Here is an 18480-nt window from a genome sequence, read left to right on the forward strand (position 1 = left end):
CGTTTTCTGCGGTCCAGAAGGCCCGCGCCCGCAGTCCTGTTGGGCAGCCGGGGGTGTCCGTTATCTGATTTTGACCTGACGGGCACCCTGAATGCGCCAGTCCGAATGGCAAGATGCCGTAATCACACAAGGTCGCGACACTCGATGGTGCGTGCCCGACCGTTTTTCGGTGCTTTTCCACCAGCCGGAGGAACCAGCTCATGACCGCAAGCATCACCCGTCGTTCGACCGCCGCCCGGTCCCGGATCGCCGCGGTCGGCGCGATCGCGGTCGCCGGCGCCCTGGTCCTCACCGGCTGTGGCGACCAGACGGACAAGGCCTCCACGACCCCTTCGGGGCAGGCGAACAACAGCAGCGCGCCGCTCTTCTCGAAGCTTCCGAAGAAGATCCAGGATGCGGGTGTCATCAAGGTCGGTACCGACGCGACCTACGCGCCGATGGAGTTCACCGAGGGCGGCAAGATCGTCGGTGTCGACCCCGACGTGGCGGCGGCCCTGGCCAAGCAGCTCGGTGTCCAGTTCAAGTTCGAGTCCGGAACCTTCGACACCCTGATCGGCAGCATGCAGACGGGCCGCAGCGACCTGGTCATGTCCTCGCTCACCGACACCAAGGCCCGTCAGGAGGGCCTGGACGACAAGGGCGCCAAGACCGGTGCCGGCGTCGACTTCGTCGACTACTTCTCGGCCTCGACCGGCATCCTGGTCAAGAAGGGCAACCCGGAGGGCATCAAGACCCTCGACGACCTGTGCGGCAAGAAGGTCGCCGTCCAGCGCGGCACGACGTACGAGCAGTCCGCCAAGGACCAGTCCGAGAAGTGCAAGGCGGCCGGCAAGAGCGAGGTCGCCATCGAGTCCTTCCCGACCGACGCCGAGGCCCAGACCCGCGTGAAGGCCGGCGGCGCCGTCGCCGACCTGAACGACTCCCCGGTCGCCGCGTACATCGCGCAGACCGCGGGCGGCGGCAACGACTTCGAGGCCATCGCCAACCCGACCGACGCCGGCCTCTTCGGCATCGCCGTGGACAAGAAGAACACCGAGCTGCGCGACGCGCTCAAGGAAGCCCTCGACGCGGTCATCAAGGACGGCACCTACAAGGCCGCCCTGGACAAGTGGAACGCGGGCTCCGGCGCCGTGACCGAGGCCAAGATCAACGCAGGCCAGTGACCTCCGCGCAGACCGCAGCACACTGAAGGGCAGTCACTGTGACTGACAAGCTCGACAAGGTCCCGGACCCGGCGGACACCCCGCCGGCCGGAGCCGTTCCCCCCGAGGAGATCCGCGCCATTCCGGTGCGCCACTACGGCCGCTGGATCAGCGCCGTGGTCGTGATCGGCCTGGTCGCGGCGCTCGTCATCGCCTTCTCGCAGGGCAACGTGCGCTGGGCGACCGTGCCGGAGAAGCTGTTCGACCCCACCATCCTCCGTGGTGTCGGCAACACGATCTGGATCAGCGTCGCCTCGATGGCCCTGGGCCTGGTGCTCGGTGTCCTCTTCGCCGTGATGCGCCTCTCGAAGAATCCGGTGACGAGCACCATCGCCTGGTTCTACATCTGGCTCTTCCGCGGCACCCCGGTGTACGTGCAGCTCCTCATCTGGTTCAACCTCGCCCTGATCTTCCCGATCCTGAACCTCGGGTTCTACAAGGACGAGATGACCCAGGTCATGACGCCCTTCCTGGCCGCCCTGCTGGGTCTCGGCCTCAACGAGGGCGCGTACATGGCGGAGATCGTCCGGGCCGGCATCCAGTCGGTCGACGAGGGCCAGACCGAGGCCTCGCACGCGCTCGGCATGACCCGGATGCAGACCATGCGCCGTGTCGTGCTGCCCCAGGCCATGCGGGTGATCGTGCCGCCGTCGGGCAACGAGTTCATCAACATGCTCAAGACCTCGTCGCTCGTCGTGGCGGTGCAGTACTTCGACCTGCTGCGCGCGGCCCAGGACATCGCGTCCACGTCGTTCGCGGTGATGGAGATGTTCTTCGTCGCGTCGATCTGGTACCTCGCCCTGACCAGCGTGTTCAGCGTCGGCCAGTACTACCTGGAGCGCCGCTACGCCCGCGGCTCGCTCCGCTCGCTGCCGCCCACGCCGTTGCAGAAGATCAAGGCGAAACTGTCCAGCTTCTCGAACCGCAAGGCGGTGGCCTGATGACGACTGCCATGGTGAAGGCCGAGGGCGTCCACAAGTCCTACGGTGCGGCGCACATCCTCAAGGGCATCGACCTGGAGGTCGCCCCGCGTGAGGTCTTCTGCCTGGTCGGCCCGTCCGGCTCCGGCAAGTCGACCTTCCTGCGGTGCATCAACCACCTGGAGCAGGTCAACGCCGGACGGCTGTACGTCGACGGGACCCTCGTCGGCTACCGCCAGAAGGGCGACAAGCTGTACGAGCTCAAGGACAGCGAGGTCGCGGCCCAGCGCCGGGACATCGGCATGGTCTTCCAGCGCTTCAACCTCTTCCCGCACATGACGGCGATAGAGAACGTCATGGAAGCCCCGGTCATGGTCAAGGGCGAGTCCAAGGCGGTGGCGCGCGAGCGCGCCGTACGCCTCCTGGACCGCGTGGGCCTCGGCGACAAGGGCGGGAACTACCCCACCCAGCTCTCCGGCGGCCAGCAGCAGCGCGTGGCGATCGCCCGCGCGCTCGCCATGGAGCCGAAGCTGATGCTCTTCGACGAGCCCACCTCGGCGCTCGACCCGGAGCTGGTGGGTGACGTCCTGGACGTCATGCGGGACCTGGCCGAGTCGGGCATGACCATGATCGTGGTCACCCACGAGATGGGCTTCGCGCGCGAGGTCGGCGACAACCTCGTCTTCATGGACGGCGGCGTGGTCGTCGAGTCGGGTCACCCCCGCGACGTACTGGGCAACCCCCAGCACGACCGGACGAAGGCGTTCCTCTCCAAGGTGCTGTAGTCGCACCCGCGGACGGCTGAGGGGCGGTACGGGTTTCCCGTACCGCCCCTCTCGCATGAGTGTTCAGGTCCCTACTTGAGACCTAGGACCAGTGCGTCCGAGGGCGAGCGCCAGACCGTACGGGCCTCCGCGAACCCGGCGTCCAGCAGGGTGCCGGCGTGCCAGGCCTCGGTGGGGGTGTCGCCGTCGGCGTGCTCCCCGTAGATCTCGAAGCGCCGCTCCACCGGCCCGGCGAGCGCCGGGTCCGCAGCCGCCAGGGCCCACCACTCGCGCCAGTCCACCGCCCCGGCCGCCTTGGCCCGGTCCATGCCGGCGTGCCGGTGGGCGTGCTCGGCCGCGTCGATGCGCGGAGTGGCCGGGTCGGGCATGTGGTCGGCGTTCATGAACACCCCGCCCGGCCGGACCAGCGGCGCGAGCTGCCCGTACAGGACGGCGAGCTCCTTGCCCGGCAGCCAGTGCAGGGCCGTGGCCGTCAGGATCGCGTCATACGTGTCGTGGGGCAGCGCCGCGCGCCAGTCGGGGTCCTTGAGGTCCGCGGTGACGAAGGTGACCCGCCCGTCCCCGGCGAAGTAGCCCTCGGCGATGGTCAGCAGTGCCGGGTCGAGGTCGAGGCCCGTACTGGTGGCCTCCGGGAACCTCTTGAGCACGCGGTCCGTGATACTTCCCGTACCGCACGCGAGGTCCAGCACCCGGGGGGCGGGGCCGACCAGGGCCTCGACCATGTCGAGCATCACCCGGAACCGTTCCTCGCGGTCGGGCATGTACCACTCCTGCTGCCGGTCCCAGCTGTCCTGCCACGCCTGCCAGGCCTGTCGGCCGGTGCCGGTTTCCGCCCTGCCCGCCATCACGAACCCCTCCATACGTAATACCCTCGAAGACGTCTCAGCCGTTACGGGAGACACTAATCCGCAGCCGTAAGGACTACAAGTGGAACTGGCCCATTACTCGGACTTCGCCGTGCGCCTGGTCAACACCGAGGAGCCGGCCCGCAACAAGGACTCACTGACCTCGGTGGACGCTGTCCGCGCCCTCTTCGGTGCCAGCGTGCAGATGGCCCGCAGGGTCACCGACACCGACGTCACCCGTTTCCGCAACGTCCGCGGCCGGCTGCGTGCCGTCTTCGAGGCCGCCGACAGCGGCGACCACGTCCTCGCCGTCGACCTGCTGAACTCGCTGCTCATGGAGTTCCCGGTCAGCCCCCAGGTCTCCGGCCACGAGACCGTCGGCGACGACGGCCGCCCCGACTGGCACATCCACCTCGCCGAGCACCCCTCGAACGCCTCCGCGGGCTACGCCGCCATGGCGTCCATGGGGCTGGCCTTCGCCCTCACCGAGCACGGCCCCGACCGCCTCGGCCTGTGCCAGGCCGCGCCCTGCCGCAACGCCTACCTCGACACCTCCACCAACCGCTCCCGGCGCTACTGCTCCGACCGGTGCGCCACCCGGGCCAACGTGGCCGCCTACCGCGCCCGCAAGCGGCTGGAGGCCGACGCGTCCGCCCAGAGCGGGCGCAGCGCCGAGGCCGCCCAGGAGAGCCGGGCCCTGAGCGAACGCTGATCCCCGCCGAGCGGCCGGATGCGCAGGACCGCCGTCGCCAGCACCAGTTCGTCGGGCACCGGCCCGTAGACGGTGCTGTCGCCGGTCTCGTTGTACGGGTTGTCGCCGAGCACCCACCAACAGCCGCCCGGCCGCCGCTCCACCGCCCGCTTGATGACCAGCAGGTCCTGCTGGAACGGATGGCGCAGCACCACCACGTCGCCGGGGCGGACGGCCGCCCCGTAGCGGACCAGCACCTGGTCCCCGTGGACCAGCGTGGGCACCATCGACGGCCCGCTCACGTCGACCAGCCCGAACCGCCTCCGCGGCCGCCCGCTCTCCACCATGCCCGACCTCCTCGTCACCCTCCGCATGCTGCCGTACGGCCCCGTACATTCGCTCACCGGTCCGCCCACGGCGCTGGACTTTTGTCCTAAGCCCATGGGGGCGGCCGCGAAAACAGCATTCCGAGCGAGTAATCTCCCCCTTGAGAAGACGATCACGAGGAGGACACACTCCATGCTTTCCCGCCTCTTCGCCCCCAAGGCGAAGGTCTCCGCCCACTGCGATCTTCCGTGCGGCGTGTACGACCCTGCCCAGGCCCGCATCGAGGCCGAGTCCGTCAAGGCCGTGCAGGAGAAGTACCAGGCCAACGACGACGCCGACTTCCGCGCGCGCGCCATCACCATCAAGGAGCAGCGCGCCGAGCTCGCCAAGCACCACGTCTCGGTGCTGTGGAGCGACTACTTCAAGCCGCCGCACTTCGAGAAGTACCCGCAGCTGCACCAGCTGGTCAACGACACCCTGAAGGCCCTCTCGGCCGCCAAGGCCTCGAACGACCCGGCCACCGGCGCGAAGGCCCTCGAGCTCATCGCCGAGATCGACCGCATCTTCTGGGAGACCAAGGCCGCCTGATCCGGCGCCTCGCCCACCCGGTGCACCCCGACGACAACGGCCCGACTGCTTCGCGCAGCCGGGCCGTTCTCGTGTCCCGTCAGTCCTCGGTGTCGTCGTCCTCGTCGTCCAGCCGGGCCAGCCAGGTGGCCAGGCGTTCCACCGGGACCTCGAAGTCCGGGTTCAGGTCGACGAACGTGCGCAGCTGCTCGGCGAGCCACTCGAAGGTGACCTCCTCCTCGCCGCGCCGCTTCTCCAGCTCCTCGATGCCGCGATCGGTGAAGTACAAGTCGGGCTCCGTGCCGTGATGTGGATGTGCAGGGGGGTGTTTCCCGCCAGGATAATCCGCTCTGCGGCGAGACCTCCCGCCCACGGCGCCTCCGGCGCTACGGTGGACGCCCAACGAGCGGGGGCGCGAATGACGGAAGGGCGCACGGCCGGCTCCGCGCGCGCCTTCGAGCTCCTGGAGCCCCTCGTCCAGGCGGCGACCGTACGCGTCCACGCCCCGCCGAACGGGTATGAAGCCCCCGGCAGCTACTCGTCCGGCCCCACGTGGGGGAGCGGGTTCTTCATCGCCCCCGGCTGGGTCCTGACGTGCGCGCACGTCGTCGGCGAAGGGGGTGCTGCGGTGCGTCTGACGGGGCGCGAGGTCGGCATCACCTTCTCCTCCGGGGGCAACGGCTCCACCGGGACCGTCACCGGGCGCGTGGAGTGCGTACTTCCCGAGCGGCTCGAGGAGCGGCGCCCGGGCCGGGGGGTCTTGTGGGACCTGCCCGACCTGGCGCTCGTCCGGGTCCTGGCCCCCGTCTCGCACGCCTGCGTCTGGCTGACCGACCGCTCCCGGCCCCGTTTCGACGAAGTCGCGTACTTCGGCTGCACCGAGGACCTCGGGACACCCGAGATCACCGGCCGCACCACCCGGCTGCGCGGCACCGCGGGCAACGGCGCGGCCATCCGGCTCGGCGACGACGACGAGATCGAACCCGGCATGTCAGGCGGTCCCGTGGTGGACCTGGCCCGCGGCGAGGTCGTCGGCGTGGTCAAGGCCCGCCGTCACACCGGCGCCGGCGGGCTCGCCGTCTCGGTCGCGCAGCTGCGCACCCTGCCGATGCCCGCGCGCGGCCAGACCGGGCTCTACCGCCGGGTCATGCAGGCCCACGACCTGCACCACTACGACCAGCACCTCAGCGACCTCAACAGCCGACGGACCTGGACGGACGCGCACGACGAACTCCCGCCCGAGGACGGGGACGCGTACGGCGGGCGCGGCCGGCTCACGCCCGGCGAGCGCACCACCCTGTGCGGACTGCTCGCCGAACTGCCCCCGCCGGGCTCCTCCGAGGTCGTACGGGCCCTGGTGGAGGCGGCGCGCGGGGAGGAGCCGGACCCGCACCCGCTCGCCCCGCTGAGCTGGCGCGACGGGCTGGGGCTGCTGCACGACCCGCCGGGCGGGGCGGGGGAGGCCGCAGCCATGCTCCGGTACGCGACGGACGTGAGCGTCGCCGACTACCGCGAGCCGCCGACGCCCGGCGCCGACGAGGAACTGTGGGACTGGGTACGGGCCACGGCCGAGCGGCTGTGGCGGCCGCTGCGCCGGGAACTCGGCGAGCGCCACGAGCGGGGCCTGGCCGAGCGCGAGCGGCGCCGGCGGGCCTCGGCCGGGCGGGCGGTGCGCGGTCCCGCCCGGCCGGCCGGCGGACTGCCGACCGGGGCCTCGGCCCTGCTGCAGCTGTGGGCGCACGGCTGGGAGGACGTCTACGACTGGAAGGTCTCGGTGCTGGCGGGCCCGGCACACCCCGGGCGGGTGCGGGCGGTGGACTCGGGCGTACGGGCCACCCTGCGGGAGCTGCCCGAGGTGTTACGGGCCCCGCTCGCCGAGGCCTTCCGGGCGTCAGACACCCACGAGGCGCCGGCCCTGCTCGAAGTGGCCGTGGACCCGGAGCTGTTCGGGGTGCCGGTGGACGAGTGGGTGCTGGTGGGTGGAGTGCCGCTGGGGGTGCAGCGGCCGGTGGTGTTCCGCTACCCCGCCGGACGGCGCGGGCCCGCCGCGGCCGCCCGTTGGGCCCGGGCGCAGACGGGACCGGTGCTGGACGAACGGGCCGACTGCGTACGGGGGCGCCCGCGCAGCCCCGCACCGGGCTGGCTGGCCGGACTCCCGGACAACACCGTGCCGGTGCACTGCCGGGCCGCGGCGCTGGAGCCCACGCTCGGAGCGCTGCATGCGGTGCGGGACGCCGGGTACGGGGTGGTGGTGGGCCGCCGGCCCCCGGCGGACCCCGGGATTTCGTGCGCCCCGTTCCACCGCGGGCTGCGGGAGGAACTGGCCGAGGCGGGCCGTGCGGAGGTGCTGCCGTTGCGGCTGCAGGCGCTGCGGGGGCGGGCGTACGGCGCCGACCCGGACGCCTACTGGGCGGCGGGGGCGGCGCTCGTCTGGGACGACCCCGCGCGTGCCCTGCCCGAGGACGAGCCGCTCCAGGGGGACCTGTGACCGGCAGGAGGGAACAGCACCCATGAACGACGAATGGCTCATCTACCGAGGTGTCGGCGAGCCCCACGACGGGATCGACGCCCTGCCCGATCCGCCGCCGTGGCGGGACTTCGACGGCGGCCCCGTGGGGGAGGCCGGCGGTGCCGGGGCGGACGCGGCCGACGGCAACATCGCCCGGCGGCTCGGCGCGCACCGGCAGGCCGCCGAGCTGCACCGGCCCGAACCCGAGGAGCTGGAGGCCATCAACGCCGCGCTGTACCTGCGGCGCCCGCTGCTGGTCACGGGCTTCCCCGGAACGGGCAAGTCCACCCTCGCGCACGCCGTGGCGCACGAGTTGAAGCTGGGGCGGGTGCTGCGCTGGCCGGTGGTGTCGCGGACCGTGCTCCAGGACGGCCTGTACCGCTACGACGCCCTCGCCCGGCTCCAGGACGTGCAGATCGCCGCGAGCGGCGGGGCCCCGGGCGGGGCGCCCGGCATCGGGAAGTACATCCGGCTCGGGCCGCTGGGCACCGCCCTGCTGCCCACCGGGCGGCCGCGGGTGCTGCTCATCGACGAGCTCGACAAGAGCGACATCGACCTTCCCAACGACCTGCTGAACGTGCTGGAGGAAGGGGAGTTCGCCCTCCCCGAACTGGAGCGGGTCGCCGACACCGAGCCCGAGGTGCAGGTGCTCACCGACGACGGGTCGAAGGTGACCGTCCAGGGCGGCCGGGTGCGCTGCCGGGCCTTCCCGTTCATCATCCTGACCAGCAACGGGGAGCGGGACTTCCCCGCGGCCCTGCTGCGGCGCTGCATCCAGCTCAAGCTCGGACAGCCCGGGGAGAAGCGGCTCGCCACCATGGTCCGCGCCCACCTCGGCGAGGAGGCCGCCCAGCTAGGGGCCGACCTGATCCGGGAGTTCCTCAGCCGGTCGCAGTCCGAGCTGGTCGCGGCCGACCAACTGCTCAACGCCGTCTACCTGACCCACTACGCCGCACCGCCCACCCGGGAGGACCTCGCGGACCTGCTCATCCAGCGCCTCGACCGACCGAGGTGACGGGCCGTGCCGCCACGCGCCGAACCCCCGCCCCCTGGAACCCCGCCCCCGGGGCACCCGCCTGACGGACCCGCACCTGACGGACCCGCACCTGACGGACGCCGGCCCGCCACGGGCCCACCGGCCGGACCGTCCGGCATCCGCGAACTGGCCGTGCTGCTGCGCCGCGCCGGGCTCGATCCGTCGGCGGAGGAGCTCGCCGACGCGCTGTGGCTGGCCGGGAGGATCAGCGGGCCCGGGCGGCCCGCGCCGGGTGCGGAGGCGCTCGTACCGGAGCCGGAGGCCGAGGATCCGGTCAGTCTGCCCGTGGATCCCGGCCGAGTGGATCCGGAACCTGAGGATCCGGTCAGGCTGTATCCGCCCGGGACCCGCCGCGGCGGCGAGGCCGAGGCGGATCTCGCGGGGGAGCCGCCCGGCGAACGCGGGGTGCCCGTACGGGTCCCCAGGGCGGCCGCGCTGCCGCGCATCCTGGAGATACAGCGGGCCCTGCGCGCCCTCCAGCGGCACCGGCCGCCGGCCCCGCCCACCCGGATGGTCCTCGACGAACCGGCCACCGCCGAGGCCAGCGCCCGGGCCCTCGGGCTGGTCATCCCGGTGCTCCGGCCCGAGAGCAGGCGCGAGGCCACCGCCCGCCTGGTGATGGACGCCTCGCCCTCGATGGCGGTGTGGCAGGACATGTTCGAGGAACTGCGTTCCGTGTGCGAGCGGTTGGGCGCCTTCCGGGACGTCCAGGTGCACTACCTGCACCGGCTCGCCGACGGTACGGCGGCGCTCGGGCGCGGCGCCGTGCCCGGCCCCGGCCTGCGCTCCGGGGACCAGTTGCGCGACCCCACCGGGCGGGCCCTGACCATGCTGGTCTCCGACTGCGCCGGACCGCTGTGGCGCGAGGGCGCGGCGCAGCGGCTCCTGCACCGGTGGGCCGAGTGCACCCCGTGCGTGGTCGTGCAGCCGCTGCCGCAGCGGCTGTGGGGCCGCAGCTGGCTGCCGACCGAGCGGGGCACGCTCACCCGGGTCGAGGGCAGCGGCGGGAAGCTGAAATTCCGGTCGGACCGGCCGCCGCTGCCCGGACGGCCCGTGGGAGGGCTGACCGTGCCCGTGCTGCCGCCCGGCGCGACCGCCCTCGGGGCGTGGGCCCGGCTCGTCGCCGGGCTGGGCACCGGCCCGGTACCGGCCGAGGTGGGCCGGGTGCTGGCCGCCCACCCGGCGGCGCCCCCGCCGCCGCCCCGTGCGGTACGGCCGCCGCGCGAGCTGGTGGCGCGGTTCCGGTCCTCGGCCGCGCCCCGGGCCGTACAACTGGCCGTGTACCTGTCGGCGGCCCCGCTGACACTGCCCGTCATGCGCCTGGTGCAACGCACGATGCTGCCGGACTCCGAGCCCTCGGACCTGGCCGAGGTGCTGCTGAGCGGGCTGCTGCGGCGCAGCCCGGAGGCGCCGGGGCAGTGGTACGAGTTCGCGCCCGGGGTGCAGGACGTACTGCTGGGGCCGCTGGGGCGGGACGAGGCCGCCCTCGTGCTCAAGCACTGCTCGGAGTACGTGCAGGCCCACTTCGGGCGGGGGGTACGGAACTTCCCCGCACTCGCGGTCTCGCAGCTGACCGGGGCGCCGGCCACGGAGACCGCGTCCGCGCCGGGGGACGCCGAGCGGGCGCCCGCCGGGCGGCTCCCGCAGGCCTTCGCCCAGGTCTCGGCCAAGGTCGTACGGCGGTACCTGCCCGGGGTGCCGGAGGAGGGGGACCCGCCGGTGCGCGAGCCCGCCCCGCCCCCGGCGCACGGCCGGGCCGGTGCGGTGCGCGCCGCGCGAGACCGGCTCGCGGACGGGGACGCGCGCGCCCTGTACGAGGCCGTGGCGGTCCTGCGCCGCGCGGTGACGGCCCCGGCCGGGCCCGGCGATCCGCCGGAGGAGGCGGAGACCGAACTGGCGGACGCGCTGCTGCGGCTGTGGGCGGCCCAGCGGGACCCCGAACTCCTCGCCGAGGCCGAGCGGGCCGTGAGCGGCCTGCGGACCGCGCCGGCCCGGTTCGTGCGCGGCCGGGTGCTGTACGAGCGGGCGCTGGCGGCCACCCGCACGACCTCCTCGGGCGACGCGGAGCTGCTGGCCGCCGCGGACCGGGAGTTCGCGGCCGCGGGCGCCTCGGGCGAGCCCGGCCTGCGACGGGACTGCGCGGTGCGCCGGGCCGAGACGCTGATCCGGCTGAGCGCGCTGCGGGAGGACCCCGGCGCGCTGCGCGAGGCGCGGGCCGCCCTGGAGCCGCTGGCCGGGCCCACCCCCGCCCCCGCGCCCGGCGGCGCCGTGGACGCGCCGCCGCACCCCGGACTCGAGCGGGCCCTGGGCCGCGTCCTGCTGGCCCTGCTGCCCCACACCCCGGACCCGGCCGAGCGCACGGCCCTGGCCGAACAGGCCGCGGCCCGGCTGGCCGCGACCGCCCTGACCGCGGACGGGACGGACGGGCCGGAAGCGGGCGCACGGGTGCGGGTGGAGCTGGCCGGCGCCCTGCGCTACCTGCCAGGGCGGCTGGAGGAGGCGACCGTGGAGCTGGACGCGGCCCTGGCGGAGGCCGGCGGGGACGCCGAGCAACGGGTGGCGGCCCTGGTGTGCCTGGCGCGGGTGCACCGGGCGCGCTACGAGCGGGACGCCGACCCGGCGGCCCTGGAGGACGCCGCCGAGGCGTACGGCCGCGCCCGGCGGCTGATCCCGCGGGACGCGGAGGCCTTCGGCGAGCTGCTGCCCGAGTGGGGCGACGTACTGCTGGAGCGGGCCCGGGCCGCCGACGGGCGCCGGTTCACCGGGGCCGCCGTACGCGTGCTGCGCGAGAGCCGGGCCGCGGTGCCGCAGTCCGACCCCGGGGCGGCGCACCGGCTGCTGAGACTGGCCGCCGGGCTCCGGCTGCGGCACACCTACGAAGGGGACCCGGTCGACCTGCGGGAGGCCGAGTACCTGCTGGAACTGGCGGTCCGGCACAGCCGCAGCCCCCTGGAGCGGGCCCGCGCGTGGCGGGACCACGGAGACGTGCAGCAGGAGATCCACGCCCACACCCGCGCCCTGGACCGCCTGGACCGGGCGGCGGACTCCTACCGGCGGGCCTGGCGGGCCGCGCTGGAGGCCGACCGCGAGGAGCGCCGGGCCGCAGGTACCGCCGTCCAGCTGGCCGCCCGCGTACAGGAGCTGCGCGGGGAGGTGCTGGAGCGCCTGGCCCGGCCCAGGGCGGCCCTGGACGCGTACCGCTCCGCCCTGGAGCTGTGGATGAGGCTCGGCGGCGGGGCGGGGCCGGAGGCGGGGCCCGGCGCGGGGCTCGAAGCGGGGCCCGAGGCGGAGTCCGGGGGACGGCACGGGGTGCGGTCCGAGACGGGAGCGGAGGGGCGGTCCGAGGCGCTCGCCGCGCGGATCAGCGCCCTGGAGGCGGCCCTCTGAGCCGCCCTGCGCCCCCGGCAGCGCCGTTTCCGGGCGCCGGGGGAGGGGAAAGGGCAGTGGACCATCGAACGCGCGACGCAAAAAAGGGGGACGGCCAGCCCATGGTGACGAAGGATCAGGACGTGGCAGTGGCGGTCCAGCGGTGTCCCGGGGGGCTGCCGGACCTCTCCGGCCTGGATCTGGCGGCGCTGCGGGGGATCGACCATCCCGTGCTCGCCCAGGTGATCGAGGGCATGGTCGAGCGGGTGACCAATCCGGCCGAGATCCTGAACGCCTTCGACTCGGGCGTCGTCTGACGACTGTCCGGCCGTCCGGCCCACTGACCGTCTGACCGGATACCGCGCCTGAGCCGCACACCACTTGACCGCTTTCCGCCGTTAGCCGGGGCCGTCCGAAGGGCAGGGATGGACAGTCGCTGGGGGGTACCTCCCAGCAGCCGCCGGGGGAGGGAGGCGCAGGTGATGAGGCACACCGACACGAGCGACGCCGTGCTGCCCGCTCGGGACGCCCACGCCCGCCACGCACCCTGGCCCTACACCCGGCTCGACGTCCCCGCCCAGCGGGCCGTCGGCCACCGGCCGCATCCGATAAGGCAGTTCGTGCTCAAGACGCGCAGCCGCTGCAATCTCGCCTGCACCTACTGCTACGTCTACGAGATGGCCGACCAGGGCTGGCGCGGCCAGCCCGCCGTCATGGCCCCGGCCACCGCCGACCGCGCCGCCGCGCGGATAGCCGAGCACGCCGCCGCCCACGGCCTGCCGCGCGTCGACCTCGTGCTGCACGGCGGCGAACCGCTGCTCACCGCGCCCGGCCGGCTGGCCGCGCCCGTCGAGGCCGTACGGGCCGCCGTGGCAAGGGCCGCCCCGCGCACCCGGGTCACCGCCACCGTCCAGACCAACGGCACCCTCCTCACCCGCGGCCGGCTCGCCGCGCTGGCCGCCGCCGGGATACGCATCGGCGTCAGCCTCGACGGGGGGCTCCCCGCGCACAACACCCGGCGCGTGGACCACGCCGGGCGCCCCGGATTCGGCGCCGCCGCCCGCGGCCTGCGGCTGCTGGCCCGGCATCCGGACAGCTACGCCGGGGTGCTCTGCGTCATCGACCTCGCCCAGGACCCGGTGGAGACGTACGAGTCCCTGCTCGCCTTCGCCCCGCCCAGCGTCGGGCTGCTGCTGCCGCTCGCCAACTGGAGCTCCCCGCCGCCCGGCCACCACCCCGGCCGGACCCCGTACGCCGACTGGCTCCTCGCGGTCTTCGAACGCTGGTGGCACGACGGGGTGCGGCGCACCCGGCTCCGGATCTTCGAGGAGATCATCGCCCTGCTGCTCGGCCTGCCCGCCGCCACCGAAACCCTCGGGCTCGCGCCCGCCGCCACCGCCGTCATCGAGACCGACGGCTCGATCGAACAGGCCGATTCGCTGAAGTCCGCGTACGAGGGCGCCGCCGCCACCGGGATGACCCTCGCCACCCACAGCTTCGACCAGCTCCTCGACCACCCCGGCTTCGCCGCCCGCCAGCTCGGACGGGACGCGCTCGCCGCCGGGTGCCGTGCCTGCGAGCTGGTGGAGGTGTGCGGCGGCGGCCACTACCCGCACCGCTACCGCGCCGGCGAGGGCTTCCGGCAGCCGTCCGTGTACTGCGCGGACCTCCAGGTCCTGATCCGGCACATCGCCGCGGCCCTCCAGCAGGCCGCGGCCACGGCCACGGCCACCACCGCGGCCGCCACCACCACGGCTGCCACCACGGTCACCGCCCGGTCCGCCACCGCCGTCCGCCCCCCGGCGGTCGCCTCATGACCGCTGCCCTCGCCTCCTTCACCGTCACCTCCCGCACCCTGCGCGCCCTCGCCTCCACCGAGCCCTCCCCGGACGGCACCCGCCTGGTACGCGACGTGCGCCGCTCCAAGCGCCTGGTCCTGCTGCGCGGCGTCCTCGACGCGGCCCCCGGCGGCCGGTCCGGAGAGACCGCCGGCCACTGGGCCCTGCTGGAGGAGGCCGAGCGCCAGGACCCCGGCGCCGTGCGCGACGTCCTGCACTACCCGGCCACCGGAGTGTGGGCCGAGGAGACCCTGCGCCGACTGCACGCCCCGTACGGGCCCGCGCCCGACCTCGGCCACCTCGGGGCCCTCGCCGTCGCCGCCGCCCTGCGCGCGGGGATCGCCTTCACCCACACCCTGCGCCCCCAGCACGGCCGCCTCCTCCTGCCCACCCTCGGACTCCTGCGCCCGGACCGCCCGGGCCCGCTCGCCCTCACCGAACGCTCCTGGGATCCCGAGGACCCGGCCGCCCTCCCCCTGCACACCCTCCCCGGCGGCCGGACCGCCCTCGACGACCTCGACCCCTACCGGGCACCCGGCCCCGCGCAGCAGGCCCCCGTACGCGCCGCCCGCCGGCTCACCCCCAAGGGGCACCGGCGCTGGGACACCCAGTGGTCCGGCGCACTCACCCTGCTCCAGCGGTACGACACCGCCCGCGCCGAGGAGACCGTCCAACTGCTGCGCTCCGTCGTACCGCTGGCCGGCGGCTCCCGCTCCAGCGGCGCCACCCTGCCCGCGGCCGCCGGCTCCGTACTGGCCCGCGCCCAGGCCCCGCCCGCGCTGGCCGCCACCCTCGTGCACGAGGTCCAGCACGGCAAGCTCACCGCCCTCGCGGACGTCCTGACCCTGCACACCGCCGACCGCACCCCCCGGTACTGGGCCCCCTGGCGCGCCGACCCCCGCCCGCTGGAGGGACTCCTGCACGGCGCCTACGCCCACCTGGCCCTGGCCGGCTACTGGCAGCGCGCCGCCCTCTACGGGGCCCGCGGCGCCTGGGCCCAGCACGCCCGGATCCGCGCCCAGGTCGCCGCCGTCCTGCCCGTCCTGCGGGCGAACGACCGACTGACGTCCGCCGGAAAGGAGTTCATCGACACCATGAGGGCCGCCGAGCGTGCCATGGACGAACTCCCGCCGCCCGGGGACCAGCACGCCACCGCCCGCCGGGCCGTCGACCGCGAACGCCGCGCCTGGTGCGCGGAACACCCCGAATTGGCGCCGTTCGCACAAGGCTGACGGACCGTCCGCTGCGGTACCTTTTCAACCCCGTCCACTGCCCGGATCTCAGGGAGACGGCCGCATGACCGGTAGTCGGCAGGAACAGACCACCTCAGCCGCTGGGCCGCAGCGCTTCGTCATCAGCTTCGCGGGGTTCAACCGGCCCTGGGCCGTGTGGATCGCCCACCGGCTGGAGGAGCACGGCCACCGCGTCGCCCTCCAGCGCTGGGACCCGCAGAACAGCCCCGGCCTCGCCCAGGCCCTCGACGACCTCGCGCGCTCCGGCAGCAGGGTCCTCCTCGTCCTCAGCGAACGCTACTTCTCCGCCGGCACCCACACTGACGAGGAGTGGAACACCGCCCTGCGCACGGTCACCGACCGCCACCCCGACCGGTTCGCGGCCGTCTGCCTCACCGACGCCCCGCTGCCCAGCGCCGTCGCCGTCCTGGAGAAGACCGACCTGTGGGGCCTGGACGCGTACGAGGCGGAGTACCGCGTGCTGCGCCGCCTGGAGCTGCCCACCGACCGGATCGGCACCGAGACCGGCCGCCGGGGCCCCCGCTTCCCCAACGACCCGCCCGAGATCTGGGGCCGGGTCCCGCGCCGCAACCCCCGTTTCACCGGCCGCAACGACGTCATCGGCACCCTGCGCGCCGCGCTCGCCGAAGCCCCGGCCGGCGCCTCCACCGTCACCCTCCTGGGGCTCTCCGGCGTCGGCAAGACCCAGGTCGCCACCGAATACGCCTACCGCTTCGCCTCCGAGTACGACGTGGTGTGGTGGGTGCCCGCCGAGGACCGGCCCACCCTGCGCGAGCGCCTCGCCGACCTGGCCCCCGCCCTCGGCCTGCCGCGCGGCGCCGGAAGCTACGGCGAGCAGATCCGGGCCGTCCTGGAGGCGCTGCGCCGCGGATCCCCGTACGGCCGCTGGCTGATGGTCTTCGACGGCTGCGACAACCCCGACGACCTCACCGACCTGCTGCCCACCGGCGCGGGCGATGTCATCATCACCTCCCGCAACCGCGAATGGGCCTCCCGGCACACCAGCCTCGTCGAAGTGCCGCTCTACGCCCGCCCCGAGTCCATCACCTTCATCCGCCGCCGCGCGCTGCGGCTCACCGCCGTGGAAGCCGACCAGCTCGCGGAGGCCCTGGAGGACTACCCGCTCGCCCTCGACCAGACCGCCGGCTGGCTCGCCGACTCCCCGCTGACCGTCGGCGACTACCTGGCGCTGCTCCAGCGCCGGCTGGACTCCCGCGAGGCCGTCACCGTCTCCGACGACTACCCGCTGCCCTTCCCCACGGCCCTGGCCATACTGCTCAACAACGTCCGGGAGAACTTCCCCGACGCGCTCTCCCTGCTGCGGCTGTTCGTCTTCTTCGCCCCCGGGCCGGTGCCGCTGCGCCTGCTGCGCGAGTTCCCCGCCGACGAGGTGCCCGAGGAACTGGCCGGGCTGATCAACGACCAGATCCGGTGGAACGCGGCCCTCAACAAGCTCGTCCAGTTCTCCGTGGTCCGCCTGGAGTACTCCGACCTGCCCGTGGAGGAGGGCGGCGGCGGGCTGGAGACCGTACAGCTGCACCGCATGGTCCACGGCATCGTCCGCGACAACCTCTCCGAGGACGAGGCCGAACCGCTCTCCCGCGCCGTCCGCCAGGTCCTCGCCGCCGCCGACCCCGGCCGGCCCTCCGACTCCCGGCTGTGGCCCCGCTACGCCGAACTCATCCCGCACCTGGCCACCGCCGGGGTGCTGACCAGCAGCAACCCGCGCATCCAGAACTTCCTGCTGCACTGCCTGCGCTACCTGATCCTCGCCGGGGAGTACCGCACCTGCCTGCGGCTCTGCGAGGAGACCGACCAGGCCTGGCGCGCCATGCTCGGCGAGGACCACCCGAAGGTCCGCGAACTCAGCTACCAGTACGGCGGAGCCCTGCGCAACCTGGGCCTCTTCCGCCGCGCCGAGACCCTCACCAAGGCCGTCGCCGACCGGCTCACCTCGGAACGCGGCGAGCGCGACCTGGAGACGCTGCGCGCCAGCAGCGCCTACGGCGGAGTCCTGCTGTGCATCGCCAAGTTCGAGCAGGCCCGCCAGATCTTCGAGCACTGCCTGGCCACGTACCGCGAGCTGCTCGGCGAGGACGACTCGACCACCCTCGGCGCCCAGAACAACCTGGCCGCCACCTACCGGCTGCTGGGCCGCTACCAGGACGCGTACGACCTCGACCTGGACACCCTGCGCCGCCGCGAACGGGTCCTGCGGGCCCAGCACATCTCCACCCTCTCCTCCGGCATCGCCTGCGCCATGGGGCTGCGGATGATGGGCCGCTACCGGGAGGCGCAGACCCGGCAGGAACAGGGGCTCAAGCTCAACACCCAGGTGCTGGGGCTGGGCCACCCGCAGACCCTGCGCGCCGAGCACAACCTCGGGCTGTGCCTGCGGCGTTCAGGCGACATCGCCGGTGCGGGCATGCGGCTGCGGGCCGTGTGGGAGCGGGCCACGCGCGTCTTCGGGGTCGACTACCCGTGGACGCTGATGGTGGCCTCCGACTACGCCACCTACCTCAGGGAGTACGGGGACATCGGCGAGGCCCGCCGGATCTCCGAGGACGTGGTCCGCGGCTACCAGTCCCAGCTGGGCCTCGCCCACCCGTACAGCATCGGCACGGTCGGCAACCTCGGCCTGGTGCTGCGGGCGCAGGGCGAGCGGGTGGAGGCCCTGTCGCTCGCGGAGCAGGCGCTGGTCGGCATGCGGGGCGCGCTGGGGGACCGGCACCCCTGGACGCTGGGCTGCGCCCTGAACGCCACCGGGCACCGCAACATCACGGGGCGCCTGGAGGACGCGCTGGACCTGAGCCGGGAGACCCTGCGCACCGCCGAGCAGGTGCTGGGCCCGGACCACCCGATGACGCTGAGCGCGCAGATCGCGCTGGCCGCGGACCTCAGGTCCGTACGAGAGGACGCGGAGGCGGGCAAGCACGAGGAGGCGGGCATCAAGGGCCTCATCCGCACGCTGGGCCCCCAGCACGTCCACACGGTCTCGGCCCGCCAGCAAACCCGCCCGTACTGGGACTTCGAGCCCCAGCCGTAGCCCCCGGCCCTGCGGGCGGCATCAGCCGATGCCAGCCCCGGCGCAGCCCGAAACGGCCGGAAGGCCCGGCTCCCCCGAGGGGGCCGGGCCTTCCG

The 18480-nt window shown here is 74.1% G+C and carries 15 protein-coding genes; 12 read left to right on the forward strand and 3 right to left on the reverse strand.

Going from position 1 to position 18480, the window contains the following annotated elements; translation table 11 throughout:
* Positions 1-200: 200 nt before the first annotated feature.
* The 3 genes from AB0D48_RS09665 to AB0D48_RS09675 all read left to right on the forward strand — a co-directional run bounded on the left by AB0D48_RS09665 (position 201) and on the right by AB0D48_RS09675 (position 2907).
* Positions 201-1163: an ABC transporter substrate-binding protein gene (locus tag AB0D48_RS09665; protein WP_362392793.1), complete on the forward strand. Its 963-nt coding sequence runs from the start codon at positions 201-203 to the stop codon at positions 1161-1163.
* 110 nt (positions 1164-1273) lie between these two features.
* Positions 1274-2143 carry an amino acid ABC transporter permease gene (locus AB0D48_RS09670; protein WP_362393074.1) on the forward strand — a complete coding sequence of 290 codons (870 nt, stop codon included), beginning with the start codon at positions 1274-1276 and terminating at the stop codon, positions 2141-2143.
* Complete coding sequence (locus AB0D48_RS09675) at positions 2143-2907, forward strand: amino acid ABC transporter ATP-binding protein (protein WP_362392796.1); 765 nt, start codon at positions 2143-2145, stop codon at positions 2905-2907. The genes AB0D48_RS09670 and AB0D48_RS09675 overlap by 1 nt, the downstream gene beginning before the upstream one ends.
* Before the next feature lie 71 nt (positions 2908-2978).
* Here AB0D48_RS09675 and AB0D48_RS09680 read toward each other — a convergent pair whose 3' ends face one another.
* Positions 2979-3767 carry a class I SAM-dependent methyltransferase gene (locus tag AB0D48_RS09680; protein WP_362392799.1) on the reverse strand — a complete coding sequence of 263 codons (789 nt, stop codon included), beginning with the start codon at positions 3765-3767 and terminating at the stop codon, positions 2979-2981.
* A gap of 67 nt (positions 3768-3834) precedes the next feature.
* On the opposite strand from AB0D48_RS09680, the gene AB0D48_RS09685 reads away from it, so the two are divergent.
* On the forward strand, positions 3835-4464 hold the full coding sequence (locus AB0D48_RS09685) for a CGNR zinc finger domain-containing protein (protein ID WP_362392801.1): 630 nt from the start codon (positions 3835-3837) through the stop codon (positions 4462-4464).
* Here the strand turns inward: AB0D48_RS09685 and sodX are convergent.
* Positions 4368-4790, reverse strand: a complete 423-nt coding sequence (sodX, locus tag AB0D48_RS09690) for a nickel-type superoxide dismutase maturation protease (protein WP_362392804.1) — start codon at positions 4788-4790, stop codon at positions 4368-4370. The two genes, AB0D48_RS09685 and sodX, sit on opposite strands and share 97 nt — an antisense overlap.
* Before the next feature lie 172 nt (positions 4791-4962).
* Between sodX and sodN the strand changes: the two genes are divergently transcribed.
* Positions 4963-5358, forward strand: a complete 396-nt coding sequence (gene sodN, locus AB0D48_RS09695) for a superoxide dismutase, Ni (RefSeq protein WP_362392807.1) — start codon at positions 4963-4965, stop codon at positions 5356-5358.
* A 79-nt stretch (positions 5359-5437) separates the two neighbouring features.
* Here the strand turns inward: sodN and AB0D48_RS09700 are convergent, their stop codons facing one another.
* On the reverse strand, positions 5438-5626 hold the full coding sequence (locus tag AB0D48_RS09700; RefSeq protein ID WP_328927598.1) for a DUF6104 family protein: 189 nt from the start codon (positions 5624-5626) through the stop codon (positions 5438-5440).
* A gap of 129 nt (positions 5627-5755) precedes the next feature.
* Between AB0D48_RS09700 and AB0D48_RS09705 the strand changes: the two genes are divergently transcribed.
* The 7 genes from AB0D48_RS09705 (at position 5756) to fxsT (ending at position 18385) form a co-directional block, all read left to right on the forward strand.
* Positions 5756-7825, forward strand: a complete 2070-nt coding sequence (locus AB0D48_RS09705) for a trypsin-like peptidase domain-containing protein (RefSeq protein WP_362392811.1) — start codon at positions 5756-5758, stop codon at positions 7823-7825.
* A 22-nt stretch (positions 7826-7847) separates the two neighbouring features.
* Positions 7848-8861: a MoxR family ATPase gene (locus AB0D48_RS09710; protein ID WP_362392814.1), complete on the forward strand. Its 1014-nt coding sequence runs from the start codon at positions 7848-7850 to the stop codon at positions 8859-8861.
* Between the two features lie 153 nt (positions 8862-9014).
* Complete coding sequence (locus AB0D48_RS09715; RefSeq protein WP_362392817.1) at positions 9015-12269, forward strand: SAV_2336 N-terminal domain-related protein; 3255 nt, start codon at positions 9015-9017, stop codon at positions 12267-12269.
* Positions 12270-12370: 101 nt separating this feature from the next.
* Positions 12371-12565, forward strand: coding sequence for an FxSxx-COOH cyclophane-containing RiPP peptide (gene fxsA / locus AB0D48_RS09720; protein WP_362392821.1), 195 nt, complete (start codon positions 12371-12373; stop codon positions 12563-12565).
* A gap of 165 nt (positions 12566-12730) precedes the next feature.
* Positions 12731-14065, forward strand: coding sequence for an FxsB family cyclophane-forming radical SAM/SPASM peptide maturase (locus tag AB0D48_RS09725; protein WP_362392824.1), 1335 nt, complete (start codon positions 12731-12733; stop codon positions 14063-14065).
* A complete protein-coding gene (locus tag AB0D48_RS09730; RefSeq protein WP_362392827.1) occupies positions 14062-15318 on the forward strand; it encodes an HEXXH motif-containing putative peptide modification protein in 1257 nt (418 codons plus the stop codon). The genes AB0D48_RS09725 and AB0D48_RS09730 overlap by 4 nt, the downstream gene beginning before the upstream one ends.
* 64 nt (positions 15319-15382) lie before the next feature.
* Positions 15383-18385: an FxSxx-COOH system tetratricopeptide repeat protein gene (fxsT, locus tag AB0D48_RS09735; RefSeq protein WP_362392830.1), complete on the forward strand. Its 3003-nt coding sequence runs from the start codon at positions 15383-15385 to the stop codon at positions 18383-18385.
* Positions 18386-18480 lie beyond the last annotated feature (95 nt).

Origin of the sequence: Streptomyces sp. NPDC048269, from assembly GCF_040652395.1 — a bacterium.
Classification (GTDB): domain Bacteria; phylum Actinomycetota; class Actinomycetes; order Streptomycetales; family Streptomycetaceae; genus Streptomyces.

What these genes read in the sequence shown, in the direction of transcription:
- sodX (WP_362392804.1), bottom strand. Translation starts at nt 4,790, where the DNA reads ATGGTGGAGAGCGGGCGGCCGCGGAGGCGGTTCGGGCTGGTCGACGTG.
- AB0D48_RS09680 (WP_362392799.1), bottom strand. Translation starts at nt 3,767, where the DNA reads ATGGAGGGGTTCGTGATGGCGGGCAGGGCGGAAACCGGCACCGGCCGA.
- fxsT (WP_362392830.1), top strand. Translation starts at nt 15,383, where the DNA reads ATGACCGGTAGTCGGCAGGAACAGACCACCTCAGCCGCTGGGCCGCAG.
- AB0D48_RS09730 (WP_362392827.1), top strand. Translation starts at nt 14,062, where the DNA reads ATGACCGCTGCCCTCGCCTCCTTCACCGTCACCTCCCGCACCCTGCGC.
- AB0D48_RS09675 (WP_362392796.1), top strand. Translation starts at nt 2,143, where the DNA reads ATGACGACTGCCATGGTGAAGGCCGAGGGCGTCCACAAGTCCTACGGT.
- fxsA (WP_362392821.1), top strand. Translation starts at nt 12,371, where the DNA reads ATGGTGACGAAGGATCAGGACGTGGCAGTGGCGGTCCAGCGGTGTCCC.
- AB0D48_RS09710 (WP_362392814.1), top strand. Translation starts at nt 7,848, where the DNA reads ATGAACGACGAATGGCTCATCTACCGAGGTGTCGGCGAGCCCCACGAC.
- AB0D48_RS09665 (WP_362392793.1), top strand. Translation starts at nt 201, where the DNA reads ATGACCGCAAGCATCACCCGTCGTTCGACCGCCGCCCGGTCCCGGATC.
- AB0D48_RS09725 (WP_362392824.1), top strand. Translation starts at nt 12,731, where the DNA reads ATGAGGCACACCGACACGAGCGACGCCGTGCTGCCCGCTCGGGACGCC.
- AB0D48_RS09705 (WP_362392811.1), top strand. Translation starts at nt 5,756, where the DNA reads ATGACGGAAGGGCGCACGGCCGGCTCCGCGCGCGCCTTCGAGCTCCTG.
- sodN (WP_362392807.1), top strand. Translation starts at nt 4,963, where the DNA reads ATGCTTTCCCGCCTCTTCGCCCCCAAGGCGAAGGTCTCCGCCCACTGC.